Origin of the sequence: Parahaliea aestuarii (genome assembly GCF_008064635.1) — a bacterium.
Classification (GTDB): Bacteria; Pseudomonadota; Gammaproteobacteria; order Pseudomonadales; family Halieaceae; genus Parahaliea; species Parahaliea aestuarii.
Window position 1 is genome coordinate 37,046 of record NZ_VRYZ01000001.1, and the last position, 19,787, is coordinate 56,832.

At 64.1% G+C, this 19,787-nt stretch carries 14 protein-coding genes; 9 read left to right on the plus strand and 5 right to left on the minus strand.

Going from position 1 to position 19,787, the window contains the following annotated elements:
* Positions 1 to 99 precede the first annotated feature (99 nt).
* Positions 100 to 630 carry a retropepsin-like aspartic protease family protein gene (locus tag FVW59_RS00160; RefSeq protein WP_246139583.1) on the minus strand — a complete coding sequence of 177 codons (531 nt, stop codon included), beginning with the start codon at positions 628 to 630 and terminating at the stop codon, positions 100 to 102.
* A complete protein-coding gene (pdxR, locus tag FVW59_RS00165; RefSeq protein ID WP_148062231.1) occupies positions 627 to 2,480 on the minus strand; it encodes a MocR-like pyridoxine biosynthesis transcription factor PdxR in 1,854 nt (617 codons plus the stop codon). Before pdxR ends, FVW59_RS00160 begins: the two co-directional genes overlap by 4 nt.
* Before the next feature lie 164 nt (positions 2,481 to 2,644).
* Here pdxR and FVW59_RS00170 point away from each other — a divergent pair, with 164 nt between their 5' ends.
* On the plus strand, positions 2,645 to 4,441 hold the full coding sequence (locus FVW59_RS00170; RefSeq protein ID WP_148062232.1) for an acyl-CoA dehydrogenase C-terminal domain-containing protein: 1,797 nt from the start codon (positions 2,645 to 2,647) through the stop codon (positions 4,439 to 4,441).
* Positions 4,442 to 4,450: 9 nt separating this feature from the next.
* Here FVW59_RS00170 and FVW59_RS00175 read toward each other — a convergent pair whose 3' ends face one another.
* Positions 4,451 to 6,292, minus strand: coding sequence for a DUF3604 domain-containing protein (locus FVW59_RS00175; RefSeq protein WP_148062233.1), 1,842 nt, complete (start codon positions 6,290 to 6,292; stop codon positions 4,451 to 4,453).
* Positions 6,293 to 6,365: 73 nt separating this feature from the next.
* The gene (locus FVW59_RS00180) at positions 6,366 to 7,268 is read right to left on the minus strand and encodes a DUF3667 domain-containing protein (protein WP_148062234.1); all 903 of its coding nucleotides are present in this window, start codon (positions 7,266 to 7,268) and stop codon (positions 6,366 to 6,368) included.
* A 223-nt stretch (positions 7,269 to 7,491) separates the two neighbouring features.
* On the opposite strand from FVW59_RS00180, the gene FVW59_RS00185 reads away from it, so the two are divergent.
* Entirely contained in the window at positions 7,492 to 8,994 is a 1,503-nt protein-coding gene (locus tag FVW59_RS00185; protein ID WP_148062235.1) for an alpha/beta hydrolase domain-containing protein, read from the plus strand.
* A gap of 49 nt (positions 8,995 to 9,043) precedes the next feature.
* Here FVW59_RS00185 and FVW59_RS00190 read toward each other — a convergent pair whose 3' ends face one another.
* Positions 9,044 to 10,444 (minus strand): M20/M25/M40 family metallo-hydrolase, encoded by a 1,401-nt coding sequence (locus tag FVW59_RS00190; protein ID WP_148062236.1) that lies wholly within the window; start codon positions 10,442 to 10,444, stop codon positions 9,044 to 9,046.
* A gap of 77 nt (positions 10,445 to 10,521) precedes the next feature.
* Here FVW59_RS00190 and FVW59_RS00195 point away from each other — a divergent pair, with 77 nt between their 5' ends.
* The 7 genes from FVW59_RS00195 to FVW59_RS00225 all read left to right on the plus strand — a co-directional run bounded on the left by FVW59_RS00195 (position 10,522) and on the right by FVW59_RS00225 (position 19,768).
* Positions 10,522 to 11,166 carry a PadR family transcriptional regulator gene (locus FVW59_RS00195; protein WP_148062237.1) on the plus strand — a complete coding sequence of 215 codons (645 nt, stop codon included), beginning with the start codon at positions 10,522 to 10,524 and terminating at the stop codon, positions 11,164 to 11,166.
* Between the two features lie 157 nt (positions 11,167 to 11,323).
* A complete protein-coding gene (locus FVW59_RS00200; protein WP_246139584.1) occupies positions 11,324 to 12,874 on the plus strand; it encodes an arylsulfatase in 1,551 nt (516 codons plus the stop codon).
* Between the two features lie 66 nt (positions 12,875 to 12,940).
* Positions 12,941 to 13,855 carry a LysR substrate-binding domain-containing protein gene (locus tag FVW59_RS00205; protein WP_148062238.1) on the plus strand — a complete coding sequence of 305 codons (915 nt, stop codon included), beginning with the start codon at positions 12,941 to 12,943 and terminating at the stop codon, positions 13,853 to 13,855.
* A gap of 107 nt (positions 13,856 to 13,962) precedes the next feature.
* Complete coding sequence (locus tag FVW59_RS00210) at positions 13,963 to 14,937, plus strand: ornithine cyclodeaminase family protein (RefSeq protein WP_148062239.1); 975 nt, start codon at positions 13,963 to 13,965, stop codon at positions 14,935 to 14,937.
* Positions 14,937 to 16,349, plus strand: a complete 1,413-nt coding sequence (locus tag FVW59_RS00215) for an amidohydrolase family protein (RefSeq protein ID WP_148062240.1) — start codon at positions 14,937 to 14,939, stop codon at positions 16,347 to 16,349. The genes FVW59_RS00210 and FVW59_RS00215 overlap by 1 nt, the downstream gene beginning before the upstream one ends.
* A gap of 67 nt (positions 16,350 to 16,416) precedes the next feature.
* On the plus strand, positions 16,417 to 18,594 hold the full coding sequence (locus FVW59_RS00220; protein ID WP_187275688.1) for a TonB-dependent receptor: 2,178 nt from the start codon (positions 16,417 to 16,419) through the stop codon (positions 18,592 to 18,594).
* 1 nt (position 18,595) lies between these two features.
* On the plus strand, positions 18,596 to 19,768 hold the full coding sequence (locus FVW59_RS00225; RefSeq protein ID WP_148062242.1) for a dipeptidase: 1,173 nt from the start codon (positions 18,596 to 18,598) through the stop codon (positions 19,766 to 19,768).
* Positions 19,769 to 19,787: the final 19 nt, after the last annotated feature.

Genomic DNA, 19,787 nt, shown 5'->3' on the forward strand with positions numbered 1-19,787 from the left:
CAGTGAAGGCGGCGATATGGCCCTACTCTAGGCCGCTTGCCACCGCCGCCATAGAGCCAGTCGCTTTTCCCGCGTTAGGCCAGTTGCCGCCTGTCCGCCTCAGGGGTACTGCCTCAGGGTCAGGGTGTCGCCGCGCTGGGTGAATTCGAGGTGCTTGAGGAAGGACATGCCGAGCAGCACCTGGCCAGTGCCGAGCCCGGGGACAATCGCCGCCGACATGTCATCCAGGGCGATATTGCCCACGCTGACCTGTTCGACCCGTGTGGCATAGGCGGTGGCCAGGCCATTGGCCGTCTGTGTTGTCAGCCGCTGTCCGGGTTGCAGGCCGAGGCGCCTGGCCACGGCTTCGGGGATGGCGATACCGGTGGCCCCGGTGTCCAGCATGAACACCACCGCCTCGCCGTTGATGCGGCCACTCGTCACATAGTGGCCCTGGCGGTTGCGCTTGAGCACCACTTCGCGGATGCCGTCGCCATCGAGACGGGATTGCACCGACTGGTTGGGATTCTGCTGCTTGTCCAGCACGCCGGAGAACCAGGCGCCGAGCAGTGCCATCAGTACCAGCCAGGCCAGCGCCTGCATGGCCAGTCCCATGCGCCGCTGGCCCTGTGCTTCCGGGGGCGGCCTCATGCGGTTTTTTCCTCCCCCGAGTCCTCATCAGCGCTGTTGCGGCGCAGGATGGCGCGGTCAATCAGCCAGCCCTCCTCGTCGAACAGTTTGATGATGTCGCCGTCCAGGCGCACGTCGTAGACGCCGGTTTCGCCCCAGGCCCAGCGCGACCAGCGGCGATGCCAGCGGTCGTTTTCAATCCACCACTCGCCCTCGTCCCGGTCCTCGTTGGAGTAGCCGGCGATGCCCACCAGCTTGCCGCCGGGGTGAATGCCGATGGTGCAGGGGTCGCCGTAGGCGATGATGCAGATCATGGTGGTGTCGGTCACGGCCGCTGTCAGCGCGGCGCCGGTCAGGTGCTCGCCGCGGGCGTCGGCGAAGGTTTCGGACTTGTTCTCGGTGAGATCGTGGAACAGCTCCCGCAGTTTCAGCACGCCCTCGCGAATGCGCTCCAGCGGGATGCCGGTAATACCCATGCGGAAGCAGTTGCGGGGGGCGTCGGCGGTGGCGTAGTAGTGGCGCACCGGCTCGATCAGGATGCCGCGACGGGCGGCCTCCTTGGCGACAAAGGTATCGTCGAGGTCTTCCGGGCCGCGCACCCACAGGGCACTGCCGCCCTGGGCCGGGGCCAGCTCGACGTAGAACAGCATGTAGTAGTTCAGTGCCCGGCGCAGGGCAATCCAGCGCTCGCGAAAGGTCTCGTGCAGGTGCATCAGGAAGGTGTCGTAGTGCCCCAGGGAGAGGAAAAAAGCGGCGGTGCGCTGATTGTTGAGGGGCGGGTGACGCACCATCAGCTGGCGCAGTTTGCGCGCCTCCCGGATCACCTCCGGTGCCGCCACCATAAAGCCCAGGCGCAGTCCCGGCGACAGCACCTTGCTCAGGCAGCTCATATAGATCACCCGGTCTTCGCTGTCCAGGCTGCGCAGGGCCGGGTGGGGGGCGTTGAGGTAGTTACTCTCGAACTCGAAGTCGTCCTCGATGATCAGGGCGTCATTGCGCGCCGCCAGGGCCAGCAGGGCCTGACGGCGCTCCATGCTCATGGTGACGGCAGTGGGGGTCTGGTGGCTGGGCGTGGTGTAGATCAGCTGGCAGTTGTCCAGTCGCTCATCCACCAGCAGTCCCTCCGCGTCCACCGGCTGGTAGACCAGCGGCGCGCCGCGACGGGCCAGCAGGCGACGCATGGCGGGGTAGCCGGGCTCTTCCACCGCCACCGGTACCGTGGAGTCCACCAGCAGTTGCACTGCCAGGTAGAGGGCTTGCTGGGTGCCGACAGTAATGAGGATTTCTTCAGGTGAGGCCTGGATGCCGCGCCGAGGCAGGATGTGACTGCGAATCTGCTCGATCAGCATGGGGTCGTCGGCGTCGCCGCTCTCGCCGGCCCACTGGTTGATCTCCCGCACCCCCAGCGCCAGGCGGCTGGCCTCGCGCCATTCCCTGACCGGGTAGAGGGAGGTGTCGAACTGCCCCTCGATAAAGGGGTAGGGATACTGCTGCCAGTTGGGGGGGCAACTGAAGGCGGGTTCCGGGGTGCTGCGCCCCCGGAAGCGCTGGCGCCAGCGCGGTGACAGCTCCCGGCGCTGTCTCTCGCTGCCCTCGAAACCGACGCGGTCCTGCCGCACCTTCTCGTTGACATAGAGTCCGCTGCGCTCGCGGCTGATCAGGTAGCCCTCGTCCACGAGTTGCTGGTAGGCCAGTACCACGGTGTTGCGGGCAACGCCGAGCTGTTCCGCCAGTTTGCGGGAGGAGGGCAGGCGGCGCCCTTCGGGAAAAGTGCCGAGCATGATGGCATCCACCAGCTTCTGGCGAATCTGGGCCTGCAGGCTGACGCCCGCGTCCGGGTCCAGGTAGATCAGTGTTTCGGTAACAGCCATCGCGGAATAGTACCGGAGCGTGGAGTCCGCGCAAGCGGGTCGGGAAAAGCCACTACTTTCTGGCCCTGCGGGTCGTGGTTCCACTGACAGGGCCCGCCTACACTGGCCAGCACACGTTTTTCCTGTCTGCCGAGACAGGCCGCTGACACTCACAGGATGACATCATGCCCAGCTATACAGCGCCCCGCCGCGATATCCAGTTTGTTCTGCGCGAATTCCTCGACGCCGACACTCACTACAGCAAACTGCAGCTGGACAACGAACTGTCGCCGGATCTGCTGGACGCCATCCTCGATGGTGGCGCCAAATTCGCCGAGGATGTGGTGGCGCCCCTGTACCAGAGTGGCGATGCCGAAGGCTGCACCTTCAGGGACGGCAAGGTCACTACACCCACAGGCTACGCCGAAGCCTTCCGGCAGTGGGGCGAGGGTGGCTGGCAGGGGCTGACTGTGCCGGTGGCGGATGGTGGCCAGGGCCTGCCGGCCTCGGTCAGCATGTGTGTGGGTGAAATGGTCGGCTCCGCCAACTGGGCCTGGAATATGTATACCGGCCTGTCGCTGGCGCCGGTTACCTGCCTGTTGAACGGCGGTACCGAAGCGCTCAAGGCGCGCTTTCTGCCGAAGATTCTCAGCGGCGAATGGGCCGGCACCATGTGCCTGACCGAAGCCCACTGCGGTTCCGACGTGGGCCTGCTGCGCACCCGCGCCAGCGACAATGGCGACGGCACCTGGACCGTCACTGGCAGCAAGATCTTCATCTCCGGCGGCGAGCAGGACATCACGGAGAATATCGTTCACGCCATCCTCGCCCGCACCGAGGGCGCGCCGGAGGGGACCGCCGGCATTTCGCTCTTTATCGTGCCCAAGTTCTGGGTGGAAGAGGACGGCAGCCTGGGTGAATTCAACAACGTCAATTGCGGTGCCATCGAGAGGAAGATGGGTCTGAAGAGCTCCGCCACCTGTGTGATGAATTACGATGGCGCTCGCGGTTTCATGCTGGGGGAAGAGAACAGGGGCCTGCAACTGATGTTCAAACTGATGAATTCGGCGCGCATCGGCACTGCCATGCAGGGGCTGGCGATGAGCGAGCGCGCCTTCCAGGGCGCCCTGGCCTACGCCCGGGAGCGCCTGCAGATGCGCTCCCTCACTGGCGCCAAAAATCCCGATGGCCCGGCGGACCCGATCATCGTGCACCCCGATGTGCGGCGCATGCTGATGACCCAGAAAGCGTTTACCGAAGGTGGTCGCGCCTTTATTTACTGGCTGGCCCAGCAGGTGGACCTGACCAGTCACGGCAGCGAGGAGGAGGCTGCAACCGCTTCGGAACTGCTGGAATTGCTGACGCCGATCGCCAAGGGCTTCTGTACCGAGAGCGCCCAGGAAGTCGCTTACCTGGGCATGCAGGTCTTTGGCGGCCATGGCTACATTGCCGAGCACGGCATGGAGCAGGTGGCCCGGGACAACCGCATCGCCACCGTCTACGAGGGCACCACCGGTATCCAGTCGCTGGATCTGGTCGGGCGCAAGGTGCTGGGCAGCGGCGGCAAATTGCTGCGCAATTTCACCAGGGTGATTCACAAGTACTGCGAGGCCCATTCCGGCAATAGCGCGATGGCTGAATTCCTGGCGCCGCTGGCGGAGGTGAACCGGGAGTGGGGCGAGCTCACCATGAAGGTCGGTGAGGCCGCCATGGCGGATGCCGAAGTCGTTGGCTCGGCCTCGGTGGACTATCTCATGTTCTCCGGTTATGTCACCTACGCCTGGGTGTGGGCGCGCATCGCCGAAACCAGTCTCGCGGCGCTGCAGCGGGGCGAAGGTGACGAAGGTTTCTATCGCGCCAAATTGGCCACCGCGCGCTTCTATTTCCAGCGCCTGCTGCCCCGGGCCAGGGCCCACGCGGCGGCGGCCTTGGCGCCAGCGTCATCGGTGATGGCGCTGGGCGAGGATGAGTTTGCTTTCTGAGTCCGGTTTTCAGCCCTTTGGCACATACCAGATCGGTGAACTGAAAGCCCGCTCCTGATGCACCAGTGGCACGCTGTCCGGCATGTCGGCGCCGTAGCGCACCTTGTCGTACAGGGTCCAGCGCGGGGTCGGGATTTCCAGTACCCGCAGGTAGTAGAAGGCGCGCTGGCTGGCATCGAAATCCGGATCTGTCCAGACGGCGGCGAAGGCGTCATCGCCGATCCTGTTGCTATAGGTGGCTTTCGCTGTATCGACGGTCGAGCCCACTGCCGGTAATTTGCCGTCCGCCCCTGGCTTGCGCCCGTCAGACCAGGCGACATCGTAGATGCGCTCCTGTACCTCGCCATCGACATCCACCCAGCCTTTGATCACCTGCAACCGGTCCAGGTTGGCCCCCTGGGGGTCGCGCTGGGCGGCGACGATAAAGGTGGGGACGCGGCCATCGCTATCGGCCTTGAGGTCTGCTCCCATTGGCACGCCGCGCTGGTAGCCGGCCTCGGCAAGGTCCACCCCGAGGTCTGATTGCCGGAAGTCATAGCCGCCGAAGAAGCGCAGGGTCATGCGCGGGCCGGTAGTGGCAAAAGTCTCGCGGCGCTTCATGGCATCCCAGATAGCTTCCCGTGTGTTTTCCGTCGCCCAGACGCCCATGGCGCCGGAACCGGCCATTTCCCAGCCCATATAATTGTCGCTTTCGCCTTCGAGCAGGGGGAAATTCCAGCGCTCCTTGCGCGGCTCCAGGGTTTTGAACTTGCCGAAGAAGTTATCCTCTTCGCTGGTTGAGAGACCGGTGTGGGTATCGGTACCGGCATTGGCGCCGTAGCGGAAGGGGTTGGCGCCCAACTCGCCCTCAATGCGCATGCCGGCTTTCAGCGCCTCGCGCCAGTATTCCTTGGGAAAGGAGCCTTCCGGCTTGGGTACCAGAATCAGGTTGCCCCGGTCCCACAGGTCCCAACTGGCAAACTCGTCCCCGGGTGACAGCAACGGGTGGGATTCACTCTGGCCCTTGATCTGGGTCAGTTCATAGAGGGGTTCATAGTGGGCGCGGGTCTCGGCCCACTCTCTGGTCATCGGCGTGCCATCGAATTGCTGCTCCTCGAACATGCGTCCGTTGGACATATTGCCGTTGTGGGGAATGGCCAGTACCCGGCCACCGGTTTTGTCCTCGTAGGCCTTCATCCAGGCCCACAGCTTTTTCGGTTCCTGGGTTTCGAAGGTGGTGAGTGGACGTACCTGGGCGGCGCGGTCGGCGCCATCGCGAAAGATGACATTACGGTGCAGGTTGTCGCCGCCGTCCGCGTTCACCGTCCACTCGTAGGCGATAAAGGTCGTGAATTCGCCGGGTTTGTAATACTGCTCGGCAGCTTTGATGGTCTGCTCCCAGGCTGACACCATCCACTTCGGATCGGTTACCTGACTGGGCAGTTCACCGTTGGATTGCATGCGAACCAGCTCACTCTTGGCCGAGGCCGCTGCTGCGCCGCCTTCCTGCAGGGCATCGCGCCAGCGCTTCAGGACCGGGCTTGCCATCATCTCGGGGTTGCCGGCGACAATCTCGTTGATCACGCCCATGCCGTCGGAGTGATCGGTCACCATGAACCAGTCGAAGGGGCGGTGCAGCTTCGCCTTCATGCCAGTATTGGAGGTGATCTCCTCGCCGCGACCGAACTGGTAGGCCTGGAAGGGGTCCACCACTGCCCCGTCCATGCCGGCGTCTGCCGACCACCCGGTGTGAACGTGGGTGTCGCCGAACAGGGCCTGGCGTGGATAGTCATCGGCGGCAAAAGTTGTAGTGGCGGCGCAGAGACCCGAACACAGAGCTGCGGCCAGCAGGGAGTGAGAGGTGCCGGTCACGGGCTGCTCCTTGAAGAGTGAGAATCACTGTCCACCAGCATAGCAGCCCCGGGAAAAGTTGCCTGGCGATGTGCTAGAGCAGCGCCACCACCGTCAGCACCAGGGCGGCAAAGGCGAGTGCCAGCAGGACGCTGTAGGCGGCGAGCAGCAGGACGGATTTGAACAGCGCTGCGGGGATTCCACTGGCATAGGCGCGGCGCAGGGCGAGGGGCAGGTAGAGCAGGGTGAACACGCCCAGCCATCCGCCTATCGCCACATCCAGTGCTTCCAGAGCGCTATCTGCAAGGAACAGCAGGTAGGCAAAGCTGTGGTAATGCAGCGCAAATACCAGGTGTTGCAGGTAGTAAAAGGGGGATAGCGCATAGCACAGGTGCAGCAGCAGGGCGAACAGCGGCAGCAGCAGGAACATCAGCTGTGGCAGGTAGTCCATCGCCCTTTGAAAGAACAGCTCCGGATTGTTGTTCAGCCGCTCCGCGTTTGCCTTGATGCGTTGATCGAGCCTTACCAGCCAGGGCGGGGTAGTCGGGTCATTGGGATCAACCGTTATGTTAACCAGCTGACTGGCTTTTTCACTGTCGCCAGTAGTCGAAGGTTCCGCTGCGGCGTGTGCCGTATCATCTGCCCCGGCGACATCGTGAATCTGAACGGTGGTGCCGCTGCCCCAGGAAAGCGTCAGGAAGGTAATAAAGCTGATGATCAGGTAGAGCCGGAGCGGCGGGACATAGCGTGCCCGGCGGCCGGCGATAAATTCGGCGGTGAGGAAGCCGGGGCGCACCAGCAGTGGCAGCAATGTGCGCCAGAGGCGGGAATCCCAGTTGAACACATCCCCCGCCAGATCTGTGGCGAGGTGTCCAAAGCGCAACTCACGGCGCGCCTCGTGCTGCCCGCAGTGATGGCAGTAATCTCCCTGCAGGACCGTCTGGCAGTTGCGGCAGCGGCGAACTTCATCGTCCGTCGCGGCGACCGTTTCGTTCATTTGCTCTTCCCTGGTAGGTAGTGGCGCCGCGACGCCAGGTAAAGGGAATCATAGGTGACAAGCGGCGCAGGGCCAATGCAGTTTGCTTGCGCCTGTGCGCCGCGGATGTCGGGGGCTTTGGCCGTTCCGGACATTGGTCGCTGCGCCGAAGTTGACTAGGGTTGTGGTCGACTGCCTATTTTGCAGCTGGCGAAAACAACGATAACAATATCGAGGAGACAGTATGCGGCGACTGACAGCAATTACGGCAATGGCCCTGACACTCATTGCCTGCAGTGATAGCAGTGACCGATCGGTCAGTGTGCCACCCCCGGTGCCCGAGCCTGAACCCGAGTACCTGGCCATCCCCCAGCCCGCTGTTGAGCTGCCCCCCGATGAGGGTAATATCGCCCTGCTCGCCACGACCTTTGACCTGGCACTGGTGGGCTATGAGCAGGCTGAATACTTCATCTCCGGTGAAGCCAGCGCCTTCAGCAACCTCAATGAGTTGCAGAGCGACGGGCTGTGGGAGGCGGAGCCTGGCGAACAGGCGAGCTACCGCACCCGGATTGTTGTCTACCGGCCCTCCGACCCGGCCGACTTCAGCGGTACCGTGCTGCTGGAGTGGCTGAATGTCACGGCGGGTTTTGATACCCCGCCCAGCTACGGTTCCGGCCATGTCGAGATGCTGCGATCGGGCCATGTCTGGGCCGGTGTGTCGGCGCAGATCGTCGGTATAGAGGGCTCGGAAAACAGCCTGGTGCCGCTACACCTGAAGGCCGCCGAGCCAGAGCGTTACGCCAGTCTCGAGCATCCGGGCGACAGCTTTTCCTATGACATTTTCGCCCAGGCCGGCCAGGCCCTGCGCGCCCCGGGTGTTATCGATCTGCTGGCCGGTCTCGAACCCGAGCGCATCATTGCCCTGGGCGAATCCCAGTCCGCCGGTCGCCTGCTGACTTTCATCAATGCCGTGCATCCCCTGTACAACGCCTTCGATGGCTACCTGGTGCACAGCCGTGGCGATGGCAGCCCGCCCCTGGCCCAGGAGCCGCAGGCGGAGATTTCCACGCCGGAGGTGGTGACCTTCCGCGAGGACCTCAACGTGCCGGTGCTGAATTTCCAGACCGAGACCGACGTCATTGCCCTGGGGGCGGTCAGTGACCGCCAGCCCGACAGCGCAGGGTTCCGCCTGTGGGAGGTGGCCGGCGCCGCCCACGGCGACTTCTACTCTTTTGTCTCCGGCCGCGCGGACTTCGGCGAGGGAGCGCAGTTCGCCCAGGTGGTCGAGGAAAGCGCCATTCTCGGTTTTATCCAGTGTGCGCAGCCGATGAATGCCGGGCCCATGCCCTGGGTTTTCAACGCCGCACTGCGTGCGCTGGATGACTGGGTGAGTGATGGTACGGCACCGCCGGAGTCGCCGCGACTGCAGGTGGATGACGCCGGTGAGGCGCTGCTGCGGGATGCCGACGGTATCGCCCTCGGCGGTATTCGCACCCCCTATGTGGATGCGCCCCCCGGGGTGCTGACTGGCGAGCCCAATGGCGGCGACTCCTTCTGCTTCCTGTTTGGCACGACGCAGCTCTTTGACGCCGCGCAGATGGCCGCGCGCTATACCGACCAGGCGGGCTACGAGGCGGCGGTTGCCGAGAGCGCCGACGCGGCGGTAGCGGCTGGCTTCCTGCTGGCGGAGGATGCGGAGCGCATCAAGGCGGCTGCGACCTTGCAGTGGCAGGCGCTGTCGCCCTGAGGTAACGGAAGTCCCGACGCGCTGTGCAGGCCCTGGGCCGGGTTCGCGCTCAGGGGGCTGCACCGGCCCCCATGATCAGTGCGCGGGAAATGCGCACGGCCTGGTCGATGCTCTGCAGCGAAACGCGCTCATTGGTGCCGTGCACAGACGCGGCCTGGCGCAGGCTGACGCTGATCGGGTGGAAGCGGTAGATATCCTGCGCCAGTTCCCGGTAGTGGGGCGTATCGGTGGTGGCCATCAGCAGCCCGGGAACGGGCAGGGCGGTCGGCGCGCTGTCCTGCAGTGCGCCGCGAATGACCCCATAGCCGGGGCCGTCGATATCCGCCACCGGGGGTGACTGCTTCCAGCGGTCGGAACTGATGCTGATGGCGGGGTTGTCGATGAGCTGTTCGACGCGCTCAATCAGCGCCTCGGTGCTGGTGCCTGGCAGCAGGCGAAAATTCACCTTGGCTTCCGCCACCTGGGGTATCACGTTTTCCTTGATGCCGGCGTTGATCATGGTGATAGCGGTGGTGGATCGCACCATGCCCTGGCGCTCCCGTTCCGCCGCCATGTTCGACAGAATCAGGGGCTTGCCCAGCCACTGGTTGCGCATCAGGAAGCCGCCGATACCGCCGGTTTCCGCGCCCAGTGTTTCAAGCATCAGGCTGACCGGAGCAGTCAGTTCCGGCTCGAAGGGGTTGTCCTGCAGGGTCGCCAGGGCGCGGGACAGATGTACGATGGCGTTGTCCTCGGTGGGCATGGAGGAGTGGCCGCCGGCGCCACGCGCGGTCAGGGTCAATGTGGCGTAGGTTTTCTCCGCCAGGTTGATCATCGCCATGGGCCGCCCTTCGAGCGCCGGGTCGTCCTCCAGGATCATGCCGCCCTCGCCGATCATGTAGGCGAAGCGGGTATCCTTTGCTGCCAGGTGTTGTGCAATATGGGCGGCGCCTTCGCGCCCGCCGATTTCTTCATCGTGGGCGAAGGAGAACATCAGGGTCCGCTGCGGGCTAAAACCTTCGTTCAATAGGGCTTCCAACCCTTCCAGCGTGGCAATCACCGAGGCTTTGTCATCCAGCGCTCCCCGGCCCCAGATAAAGCCATCGGCAATTTCTCCGGCAAAAGGAGGATGCGTCCACTCGTCCTCGGTGCCGGGTTCGATCGGTACCACATCGTAGTGCGCGTCGAACAGTACCGGGTCCAGGGAGGGGTCGCTGCCGGGCCAGGTGAACAGCAGGCTGTACTGATTGATGACTTCCCGCTGCAGCTGGCTGTGGACAGTGGGATAGCGCTGCTGCAGGAGCTCGAGAAAGGCGTTGAACGGGGCGTAGTCGATCTGTTCCCGGTCCTGGTGACTGATAGTCGGCAGGCGAATAGCCTCGGCCAGGTGGTTGGCGGCCGCGCTGCTGGCGCTAGTGTGAGCGGCGTTGCAAGAGAGCACCAGGGCGGCGAGTAGCAGTGATTTTTTCATGATGAGATGACTATAAGTCCAGTTTGGACTTATATTGGTCCAAATTAGACTTTAGAGCAAGTTCCGGGAGAGCGCCCATGGAGACCCCCCTCAATACCACGGCCTACAGCCTGCTGGGCCTGTTGGCCAAGCGCGACTGGAGTGCCGCTGAACTGGCGGCCTTCATGGAGCGCAGCGTGATTCGCTATATCCTTCCGCGCACTCGCAGCCAGTTGTTCAGCGAGCCGAAAAAGCTGGTGAAACTCGGCCTGGCAACGGTACACCCGGCGCCTGATGGCGGTCGTCAGCGCAAGGTCTACCGCATCAGTGCCAGCGGGCGCCGCGCATTGAAGCGCTGGCTGCAAGCGCCGGGCGACCCGGTACGGATCGAGCACAAATCCCTGCTCAAGTTCTATCTCACCGATTTTCGCGACCGGGCAGCGCAGCGGGAGCGGGTGGCGGAAATGCGCGAACAGGCGCTGACCAGTCTGCGCGACACCCATGCCGAGCTTCGACGCATCGTCGACGAGGGTGTCGTGTTCGAGCAGACGGCGGTGCCGGCGGCGATGGTGTCAAATTACGCTGCCAACCACTTCCGCGGCCAGATCGCCTGGCTCGACGAACTGGCGGCCAGGATTGAAACCATCCCGCAAGACGCTGAGGTCAATGCGTGGGCGCTGGCGCGTTACCGGGAAAGCTGCCGCGAGATAGAAGCGCTGCTGGCGGAACAGCGCGAGCCATAGGCGCCTTTTCCATCGGGATTCTCCCGGCCCCGGGCTTTTTGCCGCGGCCTGGTACAACCAGGCAGGCCATTCCCCGGGGCTGTCCTGCCAGGTACTGCCGCCACCGGTAGGGCCGGCTAGACTGCGACGCGCTAGCAGCTGACGAGGAGGGTATCCCGTGTTTGTTCAACGTTTGTGCGCCGCTGTGGCGCTGAGCCTGTTCAGTGTCCTGGCAGGCGCCGCCGAACGCCCCAACATCCTGGTGATCTGGGGCGACGACATCGGCTGGTCCAATATCAGCGCCTACCACCGCGGCATGCTGGGTGGCTCCACACCCAATATTGATCGTATTGCCAATGAAGGTGCGCTGTTCACCGACTACTACGGTGAGCAGAGCTGTACTGCAGGCCGCTCGGCCTTTATCACTGGCCAGCACCCGTTGCGCACGGGTTTGCTGAAAGTCGGCATGCCGGGGGCCGAGATCGGCCTGCAGGCGGAGGATCCGACCATCGCCGAGCTGCTCAAACCGCTGGGCTATGCGACAGGCCAGTTCGGCAAGAACCACCTGGGCGACAAGGACGAATACCTGCCCAGCAACCACGGCTTCGATGAGTTCTTCGGCAATCTCTACCACCTCAACGCGGAAGAGGAGCCGGAAACCTACTTCTATCCCAAAGATCCCGCCTTCCGTAAACAGTTTGCCCCGCGCGGTGTGATCCACTCCTACGCCGATGGACGCATCCAGGATACCGGCCCCCTGTCGCGCAAGCGCATGGAAACGGTGGACCAGGAGTTCACCAGCGCGGCTATGGATTTCATGGATCGTTCGGTGGCGGCGCAGAAGCCGTTTTTTGTCTGGTACAACGCCACCCGCATGCATAACTGGACCCGCCTCTCCGACAAGTGGGAGGGCAGCACCGGATACGGACTGTATGCCGATGGTCTCAATGAGCACGATCACTACGTGGGCCAGTTGCTGGATCAACTGGATGCGCTGGGCATTGCCGACAACACCATCGTCATCTACAGCACCGACAACGGCGCCCAGTCCAATACCTATCCCGACGGCGGTTCCGAACCCTTCCGCGGCGAGAAGGGGTCTACCTGGGAGGGCGGTTTCCGTGTGCCAGCACTGATTCGCTGGCCGGGTGTGGTAGAGCCGGGCCGGGTCATCAATGATATTTTCTCTCACCTGGATTGGATGCCGACGTTGCTGGCCGCGGCAGGGGTTGAGGGTATAGCCGGAAAACTGAAGCAGGGCTACAGCGTCGAGGGCCGGCAATTCAAGGTGCATCTGGATGGCTACGACCAGAGCGAACTGCTGGCCGGTAAGGCGCCGGGCAAGCGCGAAATGGTCTACTACTTCGACGACAACGGGCAGTTCAACGCGGTGCGCTGGAAGGACTGGAAAATCCATTTCGCCTTCCAGATGGAAGGCTGGACCGGGCCCCGCGAGCCGCTCAACTTCCCGCGGATCATCCACCTGCGCAGCGATCCTTACGAGACCTCCATCGACTCGGGGCTTTATTCACGCTTCTTTGGCGACCAGCTGTGGATGTTTGTGCCGATCCAGCGCTACCTCGGGGAGTGGCTGGGCACGTTCCGCGCCTTCCCGCCACGCCAGCCCACCGCGAGCTTTTCCATCGACAGGCTGATGGTGCAGATGCAGATGATGTTGCAGGCGCGTGAGCAGGGTGCCGTGCCCGGGAACCGACAGACCGGTAACTGAGTACATGCACCACGTCGACAATGGCGGTAGGCTAGGCGACCCAGCCTGAGCCGACCCCCCACAGCGATGGAACTGCGACACCTGCGCTACTTTGCCGCCGTGGCCGAAACCCTGCATTTCGGCCGCGCCGCGCGCAAGCTCAATATATCCCAGCCCCCGCTCACCCAGCAGATCCGCAACCTGGAAGAAGAGCTGGGTGTACAGCTGTTCGACCGCAGCCACAGGAAGGTGGCGCTCACCCCGGCGGGGGAGCTGTTCTACCAGCGTGTGGAAGCCATTCTCCACCAGGTCGAGAAAGCGGTGGGCGATGTGCGCCAGGCGGCCCACAACGAGGCCCAGACACTGGTGATCGGCTACATGGGCTCGGCGATCCTGCGCGAGATCATCCCCCTGGTGCGCGAATTCCATGCCCAGCATCCGCTGGTGAAGCTGGAATTTGTCATCATGCGTTCCGATGAGCAGTACGAGGCCCTGCTGGACGGCCGTATCGATGTCGGCTTTGTCGACCTTACGGTACAGCCGCTGTCGGATCGCTTCCGCAGCCAGAAAGTGGCATTCGAGCTGGTGGTGCACGAGGCGCTGGTACTGGCGGTGAACCCCGCCCATACCCTGGCCGGGCGCGAGCGGGTACAGATTGGCGAGCTGCGCGACGAGAAGTTCGTCACCCTGCAGCGCCACCTCTTTCCCTCCAATTACGACAAGGTGATCAGCCAGTGCCGCCAGGCGGGCTTCCGCCCGGACATCGTGGCCATGTCGGAACAGACCGATGTGCTTCTGGCCTACGTCGCCGCCGGTGTTGGGGTGGCGCTGGTGCCGGCCTGTACCGCTGCTGCCTGGGATACCGAGGTAAGTTTCGTGGCGCTGGAGCCGCTGGCGGCGGTGGATGTGCACCTGATCCTGAACGCCGAGAACCCCTCATCCGCAGTGGCCCGCTTCCGCGATGTCAGCGCCGGCTATGCCCGCCGGCGCAGCCGCGACTGAAGCAGTCATTCGCCAAAGCTATCAAATTCATTCGCCAGTAGTATTGGACGCCTGCCATACCCTCGCTGAATACTCTGCACCGACATTTATAGCCCCGGAGTAGAGTGTTGCGCGTATTGGACGGGCGTCAGATTGGCGCCATGCTGGATTGGGATACCACTATTGGCCTGGTGGCCCAGGCCATGCGCCTGGTCAGTGAAAACGAAACCATTGCTCCCCTGCGCTGGGGCATGCACATGCCCGCGGGCGGCATGCTGGGCATGATGCCCGGCTACATTGCGCGCCCGGCCTGTTTCGGCATCAAGGTGGTGAACATCATGCCCGCCAACGAGGGCACGCCCTACTCCTCCCACAGCGGCTGTATGCTGCTGTTCGACGCCGAGCACGGCCAGACCCTGGCCATGCTGGATGCCGGTGTCATTACCGCCCTGCGCACCGCCGCCGCCAGTGCCCTGGCCACCGACCTGCTGGCCAGGGACGATGCCGAGGTACTGACCGTGGTCGGTTCCGGCGAGCAGGCCGCTGCCCATGCCGAGGCCCTGTGCGCGGTGCGCAACTTGCGTGAGATCCGTGTCTGTTTCCGCGATACCGGGCGCGCCGGGCACTTTTTCGAGGCCCTGCGTGTGCCGGACAGCGTAGCAATGCGTGCCTTCTGTGATACGGGAGCGGCGCTGGAGGGCGCCGATGTTGTTTGCGCAGTGACCTCGTCCCCCACGCCGGTGATTGACGAGCATATGCTGGCACCCGGTATGCACCTCAACCTGGTGGGCGCCTGCACCCGCGACCGCCAGGAAATCACCACAGCCGCGCTACCCCTCTGCCGCTACTTCCTCGATTCGCGTGCCTCCGCCTGGGACCAGGCCGGCGAGTTGTGCGCGGGGCTGGAGCAGGGGGTCATCAGCGACACTTTTCCCCGCGGCGAAATTGGCGAGGTATTGCTGGGGACGGTATCGGGCCGGCGCCAGCAAAGCGATATCACGGTTTATCGATCCCTGGGCGTCGCTGCCCAGGATCTGGTGGTGGCCCAGTACCTCTACGAGCGGGCCGTTCAGGACAACCTGGGTACGGAGATTCCCTTCTGATGCGCGATGTATTTTCTCAACCAACTGGCACCGGCCTGCGGCGGGCGCTGGCAACGGCCACTCTGCTGCTGGCAACGGGGGCGCAGCTTGCCGGTGCCGCCGAGGCCGATACCGAGGTGAAAGCGCAGCTCTACACCCACCTGAACCTGATCGATGGCAGCGGCGCCCCGCTGCAGCGCGATCGCGCCATGCTGGTGGAAGACGGCCGCATCAGCGCCATCGTGTCCAGCGCGGAAGCGACTGCACTGGTTGACGAGGGGGTAGAGGTCATCGATGGCGCGGGAGGCTACGCCCTGCCCGGGTTGATCGATACCCACGTCCACCTGGCGACCTCGCCGGAGGACGAAGAGCCACTGGTGTTGCTGCGGCGCCAGCTCTATGGCGGTGTCACCTCGGTACGGGACATGGCCGGCGATGTGCGGGTACTGGCCTTGCTGGCCCGCGACACCCGGCTGGATCGGATCGCCGGACCGGATGTTTATTATGTGGCCCTGATGGCTGGCGAGAGCTTCTTCCAGGACCCGCGCCCGGCCTCAGCGGCGCGCGGCGAGGTGCCCGGCGCGGTGCCGTGGATGCAGGCCATTACCGCCGACACCGACATGCCGCTGGCCGTGGCGCGAGCTAAGGGTACCTGGGCCACAGCGATCAAGATCTACGCCAACCTGCCGGCGGCCGAGGTGTCGCGCATCACGGCCGAAGCCCACCGCCAGGGCATGCTGGTCTGGGCCCATTCCTCGGTGTTTCCCGCCTCCCCCGGGGAAGTGGTCGCCGCGGGGGTGGATGTGATTTCCCATGTATGCCGGCTGGCCTTTGAAACCACCGACGGGGTGCCGGAGATCTATCACCACGGGGCCGAGCCGGATTACGCCAGCATTGACCCGGCGGACAGGCGCATTACCGCAGTCTTCGACGATATGGCCGCCCGCGGCACGATTCTCGACGCCACCATCGGCCTTTACGGCAAGGCCGAGGCGCTGTTCAACGCAGACCAGGACAATGCCCGCAAGTCTTACCCCGGCTGCCCGTTGAGCTTCGCTGGTCGCCTGGTGCAGGTGGCCCGTGAGCACGGTGTGGATGTCGCCACCGGCACCGATTTTGTCAATGCCCGTGAACACCCCTGGCCGGCGCTGTACGGCGAACTGGACGCGCTGGTGGAGGAAGCCGGCATGTCGCCGCTACAGGTCATCCACTCGGCGACCGCCGTCGGTGCGCGCGCGCTGGGAATTGACAGCGATACCGGCACCCTCGAAGTCGGCAAGCGCGCGGACTTCCTGTTGTTGCGGGAGGACCCCAGCGTGAATCTGAAGGCCCTGCAGTCGCTGCAATTGACGGTGAAGCACGGCGTGCCCTATCCGCGAGAAGACTATCAACCCGATGCTGCGCCGACCGGCGCCGGCCTCGACAACCACTGACAACAAGATCCAGCCGGAAGCAGCCCGCAAGGCGCCATCCAGCCAACGACAGGAGAGATACACCGCCATGATTCCATCCCGACAACAACTGCTGGCGGCCGCCATCAGCAGCCTTTGCAGTACCGCCGTACTGGCCCAGAGCGGCGCCGGTGAACGCAGCGCCGCACTCGAGGAGGTAGTGGTCACCGCCTCCAAGCGCGGAGTGAGCACGGTGCAGGATATTCCCACCAATATTTCCGCCATCGGTGGCGCCTTGCTGGAACAGACCCACGCCATGGGCATCCAGGACATGGCGCGCTTCATTCCCGGCCTCAGCGCCGTGGACAACGGCCCCGGCAACGAGCAGGTCATCATTCGCGGTCTCGCTTCATCCGCAGGGGCTGCCCAGGTCGGCACACTTTTCGATGAAATCCCCGCAACCGGTACCGGCGGTACCAACGTCGCCCAGACCGACCTGCAACTGTACGACCTCGAGCGGGTGGAAGTGCTGCGCGGCCCCCAGGGCACGCTGTACGGCAGCGGTTCCCAGGGCGGTACCCTGCGCTATATCACCAACAAGCCGAACCTCTCTGCGCTGGAAGGTTCGCTGCAAATGGACGCCGGCACCCGCTCCCGCGATGCCGGCGAAGCCTACCAGGTCAACGGCATGTTCAACGCACCGGTGGTGGAGGATACCTTCGCCCTGCGCGCGGTCGGCTTCTACCGCGACGCCGACGGCTATGTCGATCTGCCGGACCTCGGCGAGAGCGGCACCAACAGCGAGGAGAGCTACGGTGGCCGGCTGATGGGTACCCTGCTGCTGGGTGAGCGCACCACGCTGAATGCCTCGGCCTGGTACCAGAATCTGGAGGTGGATGACCAGCCGCTGGTGAACGAGCGCGAGGACGCCCGTCCCGGCCAGGTGCGCCTGCCCTTCGAAGATGAACTGACCATGTACAACCTGACCCTGGATCACGAACTGGACTCCGGGGACATCACCGCCACCGCGTCCTGGTACGATCGCGCGACCTTCTTCGCCTTCGATGTGTCGCAGTTCGTGCCCATGCCCGGCAGCGTCAACCAGAACCGTGACAACGAACTGTTCAGTGCTGAGCTGCGCTACGCCTCGCGCTTTGACGGGCCGCTGCAGATGATCGTTGGCGGTTTCTACCAGGAGCGCGAAACCAGCAGCAGTTCCATCGGCTACTTCGTCGACACCAGCACCGGCCTGGTGCCATCTGACCCGGCCAGTTTCTTCGACAACCGCGCCGAAACGGATTTCACCAACAAGGCCCTGTTCGGCGAGTTCACCTGGGAAGTGAGTGAGCAGCTGGAATTACTCGCAGGCTTTCGCGCCTTCGAGGTGGACACCTGGTCCCAGGCCAACGAAATTGCATCGCCCTTCGGCGAGCCGGCCGGCCTGCAGAATCCGCTGGAGTCGGACAACAGCGACGTGATCTACAAGTTGCAGGCTTCCTACCGCTTCAATGACGATGTGCTGGCCTACCTGGTGTATTCCCAGGGCTTCCGCGAGGGCGGCGCCAACACGCTCAACCTGGAGACGCCCAGTGGCCGCCCGGTGCCGCGCGGCTTCGAGCCGGACCTGGTGGACAACTACGAGTTCGGCTGGAAGAGCGACTGGCTGGACGGCCAGCTGCGCCTGAACGGCGCGCTCTACACCATGCAGTGGACCGACATCCAGGTCAGTCTGCTGGACGCCACCCAGGCCTTTGAGTACATCACCAACGCCGGCAAGGCGGACCTGATGGGGGTGGAGCTGGAGTCGGTGATTCGCCCCGCGGCACTGCCGGGCCTGACCATCCGCTTCAACGCCAACTACTCGGAGCAGGAACTGGCTGAAAATACCCCCGCCTATGACGCCGGAGACATCACTGCCGGCCGCGATGGCGATCGCCTGCCCGATACTTTTCCTTTCTCGGCGGGTTTGATTGTCGAACAGCAGTTTGAGCTCGGCGGCTACAACGCCTACGCCTCACTGGATGCCTCCTACGTAGGTACGGCGCTGACAACCTTCTCCAAACGCTCCACCGATGCGCGCGAGTACGGAGATTACATTCTCGGTGGCGCCCGCCTGGGCGTTAGCCTGAATAACTGGGAGGCGGCCCTGTACGTTACCAACATCGCTGATGTGCGCGAACCGGTGAACTGGGAAGTGGAAGCGCGGGAAGGTATTCCCGACCGTATCTTCACCACCCAGCCGCGCACCGTGGGCATCAACCTCGTCTACACCTTCCAGGAGGGCTGACATGAGCGAACTGACACGTCGTCATTTGCTGCGCTATTCGGTAGCGGGCGCGGCCCTGGGTGGTCTGGGTGCACTGTCGCCCTCCCTCAGCGCGGCGCGCAGCTATGATTTTGGTGACACGCTGGTTATCAATAATCTCGGCGGTATTGGCAATCCCAACCTGCGCCTGCAACCACCGGCAACACCGGCGGGGCCGGTGGGCAGCAGCTATGAGCATCTCGATGAGCGCGCCCTGGAGGATCTGATCGCCTCCGGCACCAGCGCCATCAACGTGACCCTGGGGCATGTTGCTGGGCCGGTGGAGCCCTTTGAATACAGCGTGGGGGAGATCGCCGCCTGGAATCGCATTATCGAGCAGCACCCCGACAAGCTGCTCAAGGTACTGACTAGCGGGGACATCCTCGAAGCCCGGCGCAGCGGCCGCACCGGAGTGATCTTCGGCTTCCAGAACACCACCATGCTGGGTTCGGATGCCGGCCGGGCCGGCCTCTTCGCCGGCCTCGGTGTGCGCATCATCCAGCTCACCTACAACGATCGCAATGCGGTGGGTGCGGGCTCCATGGTGCCGGAGAACAGCGGGCTTACCGACTTCGGCCGCCAGGTGGTCGCGCAGCTGAATGCCGAGCGGGTGCTGGTGGACCTGAGTCACAGCGGTGAACAGACCTGCCTCGATGCGATCAAGGCATCCGCTTCGCCAATCTGCATCAGCCACACCGGCTGCCGCGCCCTGAGCGATTTGCCGCGCAACAAGACCGACGCCGAGCTGCGGGCGCTGGCCGGGCGCGGCGGTGTCGCGGGCATCTACTTCATGCCTTTTCTCAAGGCCGACAGCTTCCCGGATGCCAGCGACGTGGTGCGCCACATCGAGCACGCTATCAAGGTCTGCGGCGAGGATCATGTGGGTATCGGCACCGACGGCGGTACCACCGCGGTGGACGATTTGCCGGCTTACCACGCCGCCATCGACGCGGAAATCGCCTCGCGCCGCGCGGCGGGTATCTCCGCGCGCGGCGAGAAACCCGGCGTGGTGCCATTCATTCCGGACCTGCAGGGACCGGGGCAGTTTCGCCAGCTGGCTGATATGATGGCCGCCGCAGGCCATCCGTCGCGGGTGATCGAGAAAGTGATGGGGCAGAATTTCCTGCGCCTGCAGCGGGAAGTCTGGGGCGCCTGAACCCGGGTTCGGGCGCACC

Bases quoted from the DNA above. Each gene is read 5' to 3' on its own strand.
- FVW59_RS00185 (WP_148062235.1), top strand. From the start codon at position 7,492: ATGCGGCGACTGACAGCAATTACGGCAATGGCCCTGACACTCATTGCC.
- FVW59_RS00170 (WP_148062232.1), top strand. From the start codon at position 2,645: ATGCCCAGCTATACAGCGCCCCGCCGCGATATCCAGTTTGTTCTGCGC.
- FVW59_RS00180 (WP_148062234.1), bottom strand. From the start codon at position 7,268: ATGAACGAAACGGTCGCCGCGACGGACGATGAAGTTCGCCGCTGCCGC.
- FVW59_RS00205 (WP_148062238.1), top strand. From the start codon at position 12,941: ATGGAACTGCGACACCTGCGCTACTTTGCCGCCGTGGCCGAAACCCTG.
- FVW59_RS00215 (WP_148062240.1), top strand. From the start codon at position 14,937: ATGCGCGATGTATTTTCTCAACCAACTGGCACCGGCCTGCGGCGGGCG.
- pdxR (WP_148062231.1), bottom strand. From the start codon at position 2,480: ATGGCTGTTACCGAAACACTGATCTACCTGGACCCGGACGCGGGCGTC.
- FVW59_RS00195 (WP_148062237.1), top strand. From the start codon at position 10,522: ATGGAGACCCCCCTCAATACCACGGCCTACAGCCTGCTGGGCCTGTTG.
- FVW59_RS00160 (WP_246139583.1), bottom strand. From the start codon at position 630: ATGAGGCCGCCCCCGGAAGCACAGGGCCAGCGGCGCATGGGACTGGCC.
- FVW59_RS00225 (WP_148062242.1), top strand. From the start codon at position 18,596: ATGAGCGAACTGACACGTCGTCATTTGCTGCGCTATTCGGTAGCGGGC.
- FVW59_RS00220 (WP_187275688.1), top strand. From the start codon at position 16,417: ATGATTCCATCCCGACAACAACTGCTGGCGGCCGCCATCAGCAGCCTT.
- FVW59_RS00190 (WP_148062236.1), bottom strand. From the start codon at position 10,444: ATGAAAAAATCACTGCTACTCGCCGCCCTGGTGCTCTCTTGCAACGCC.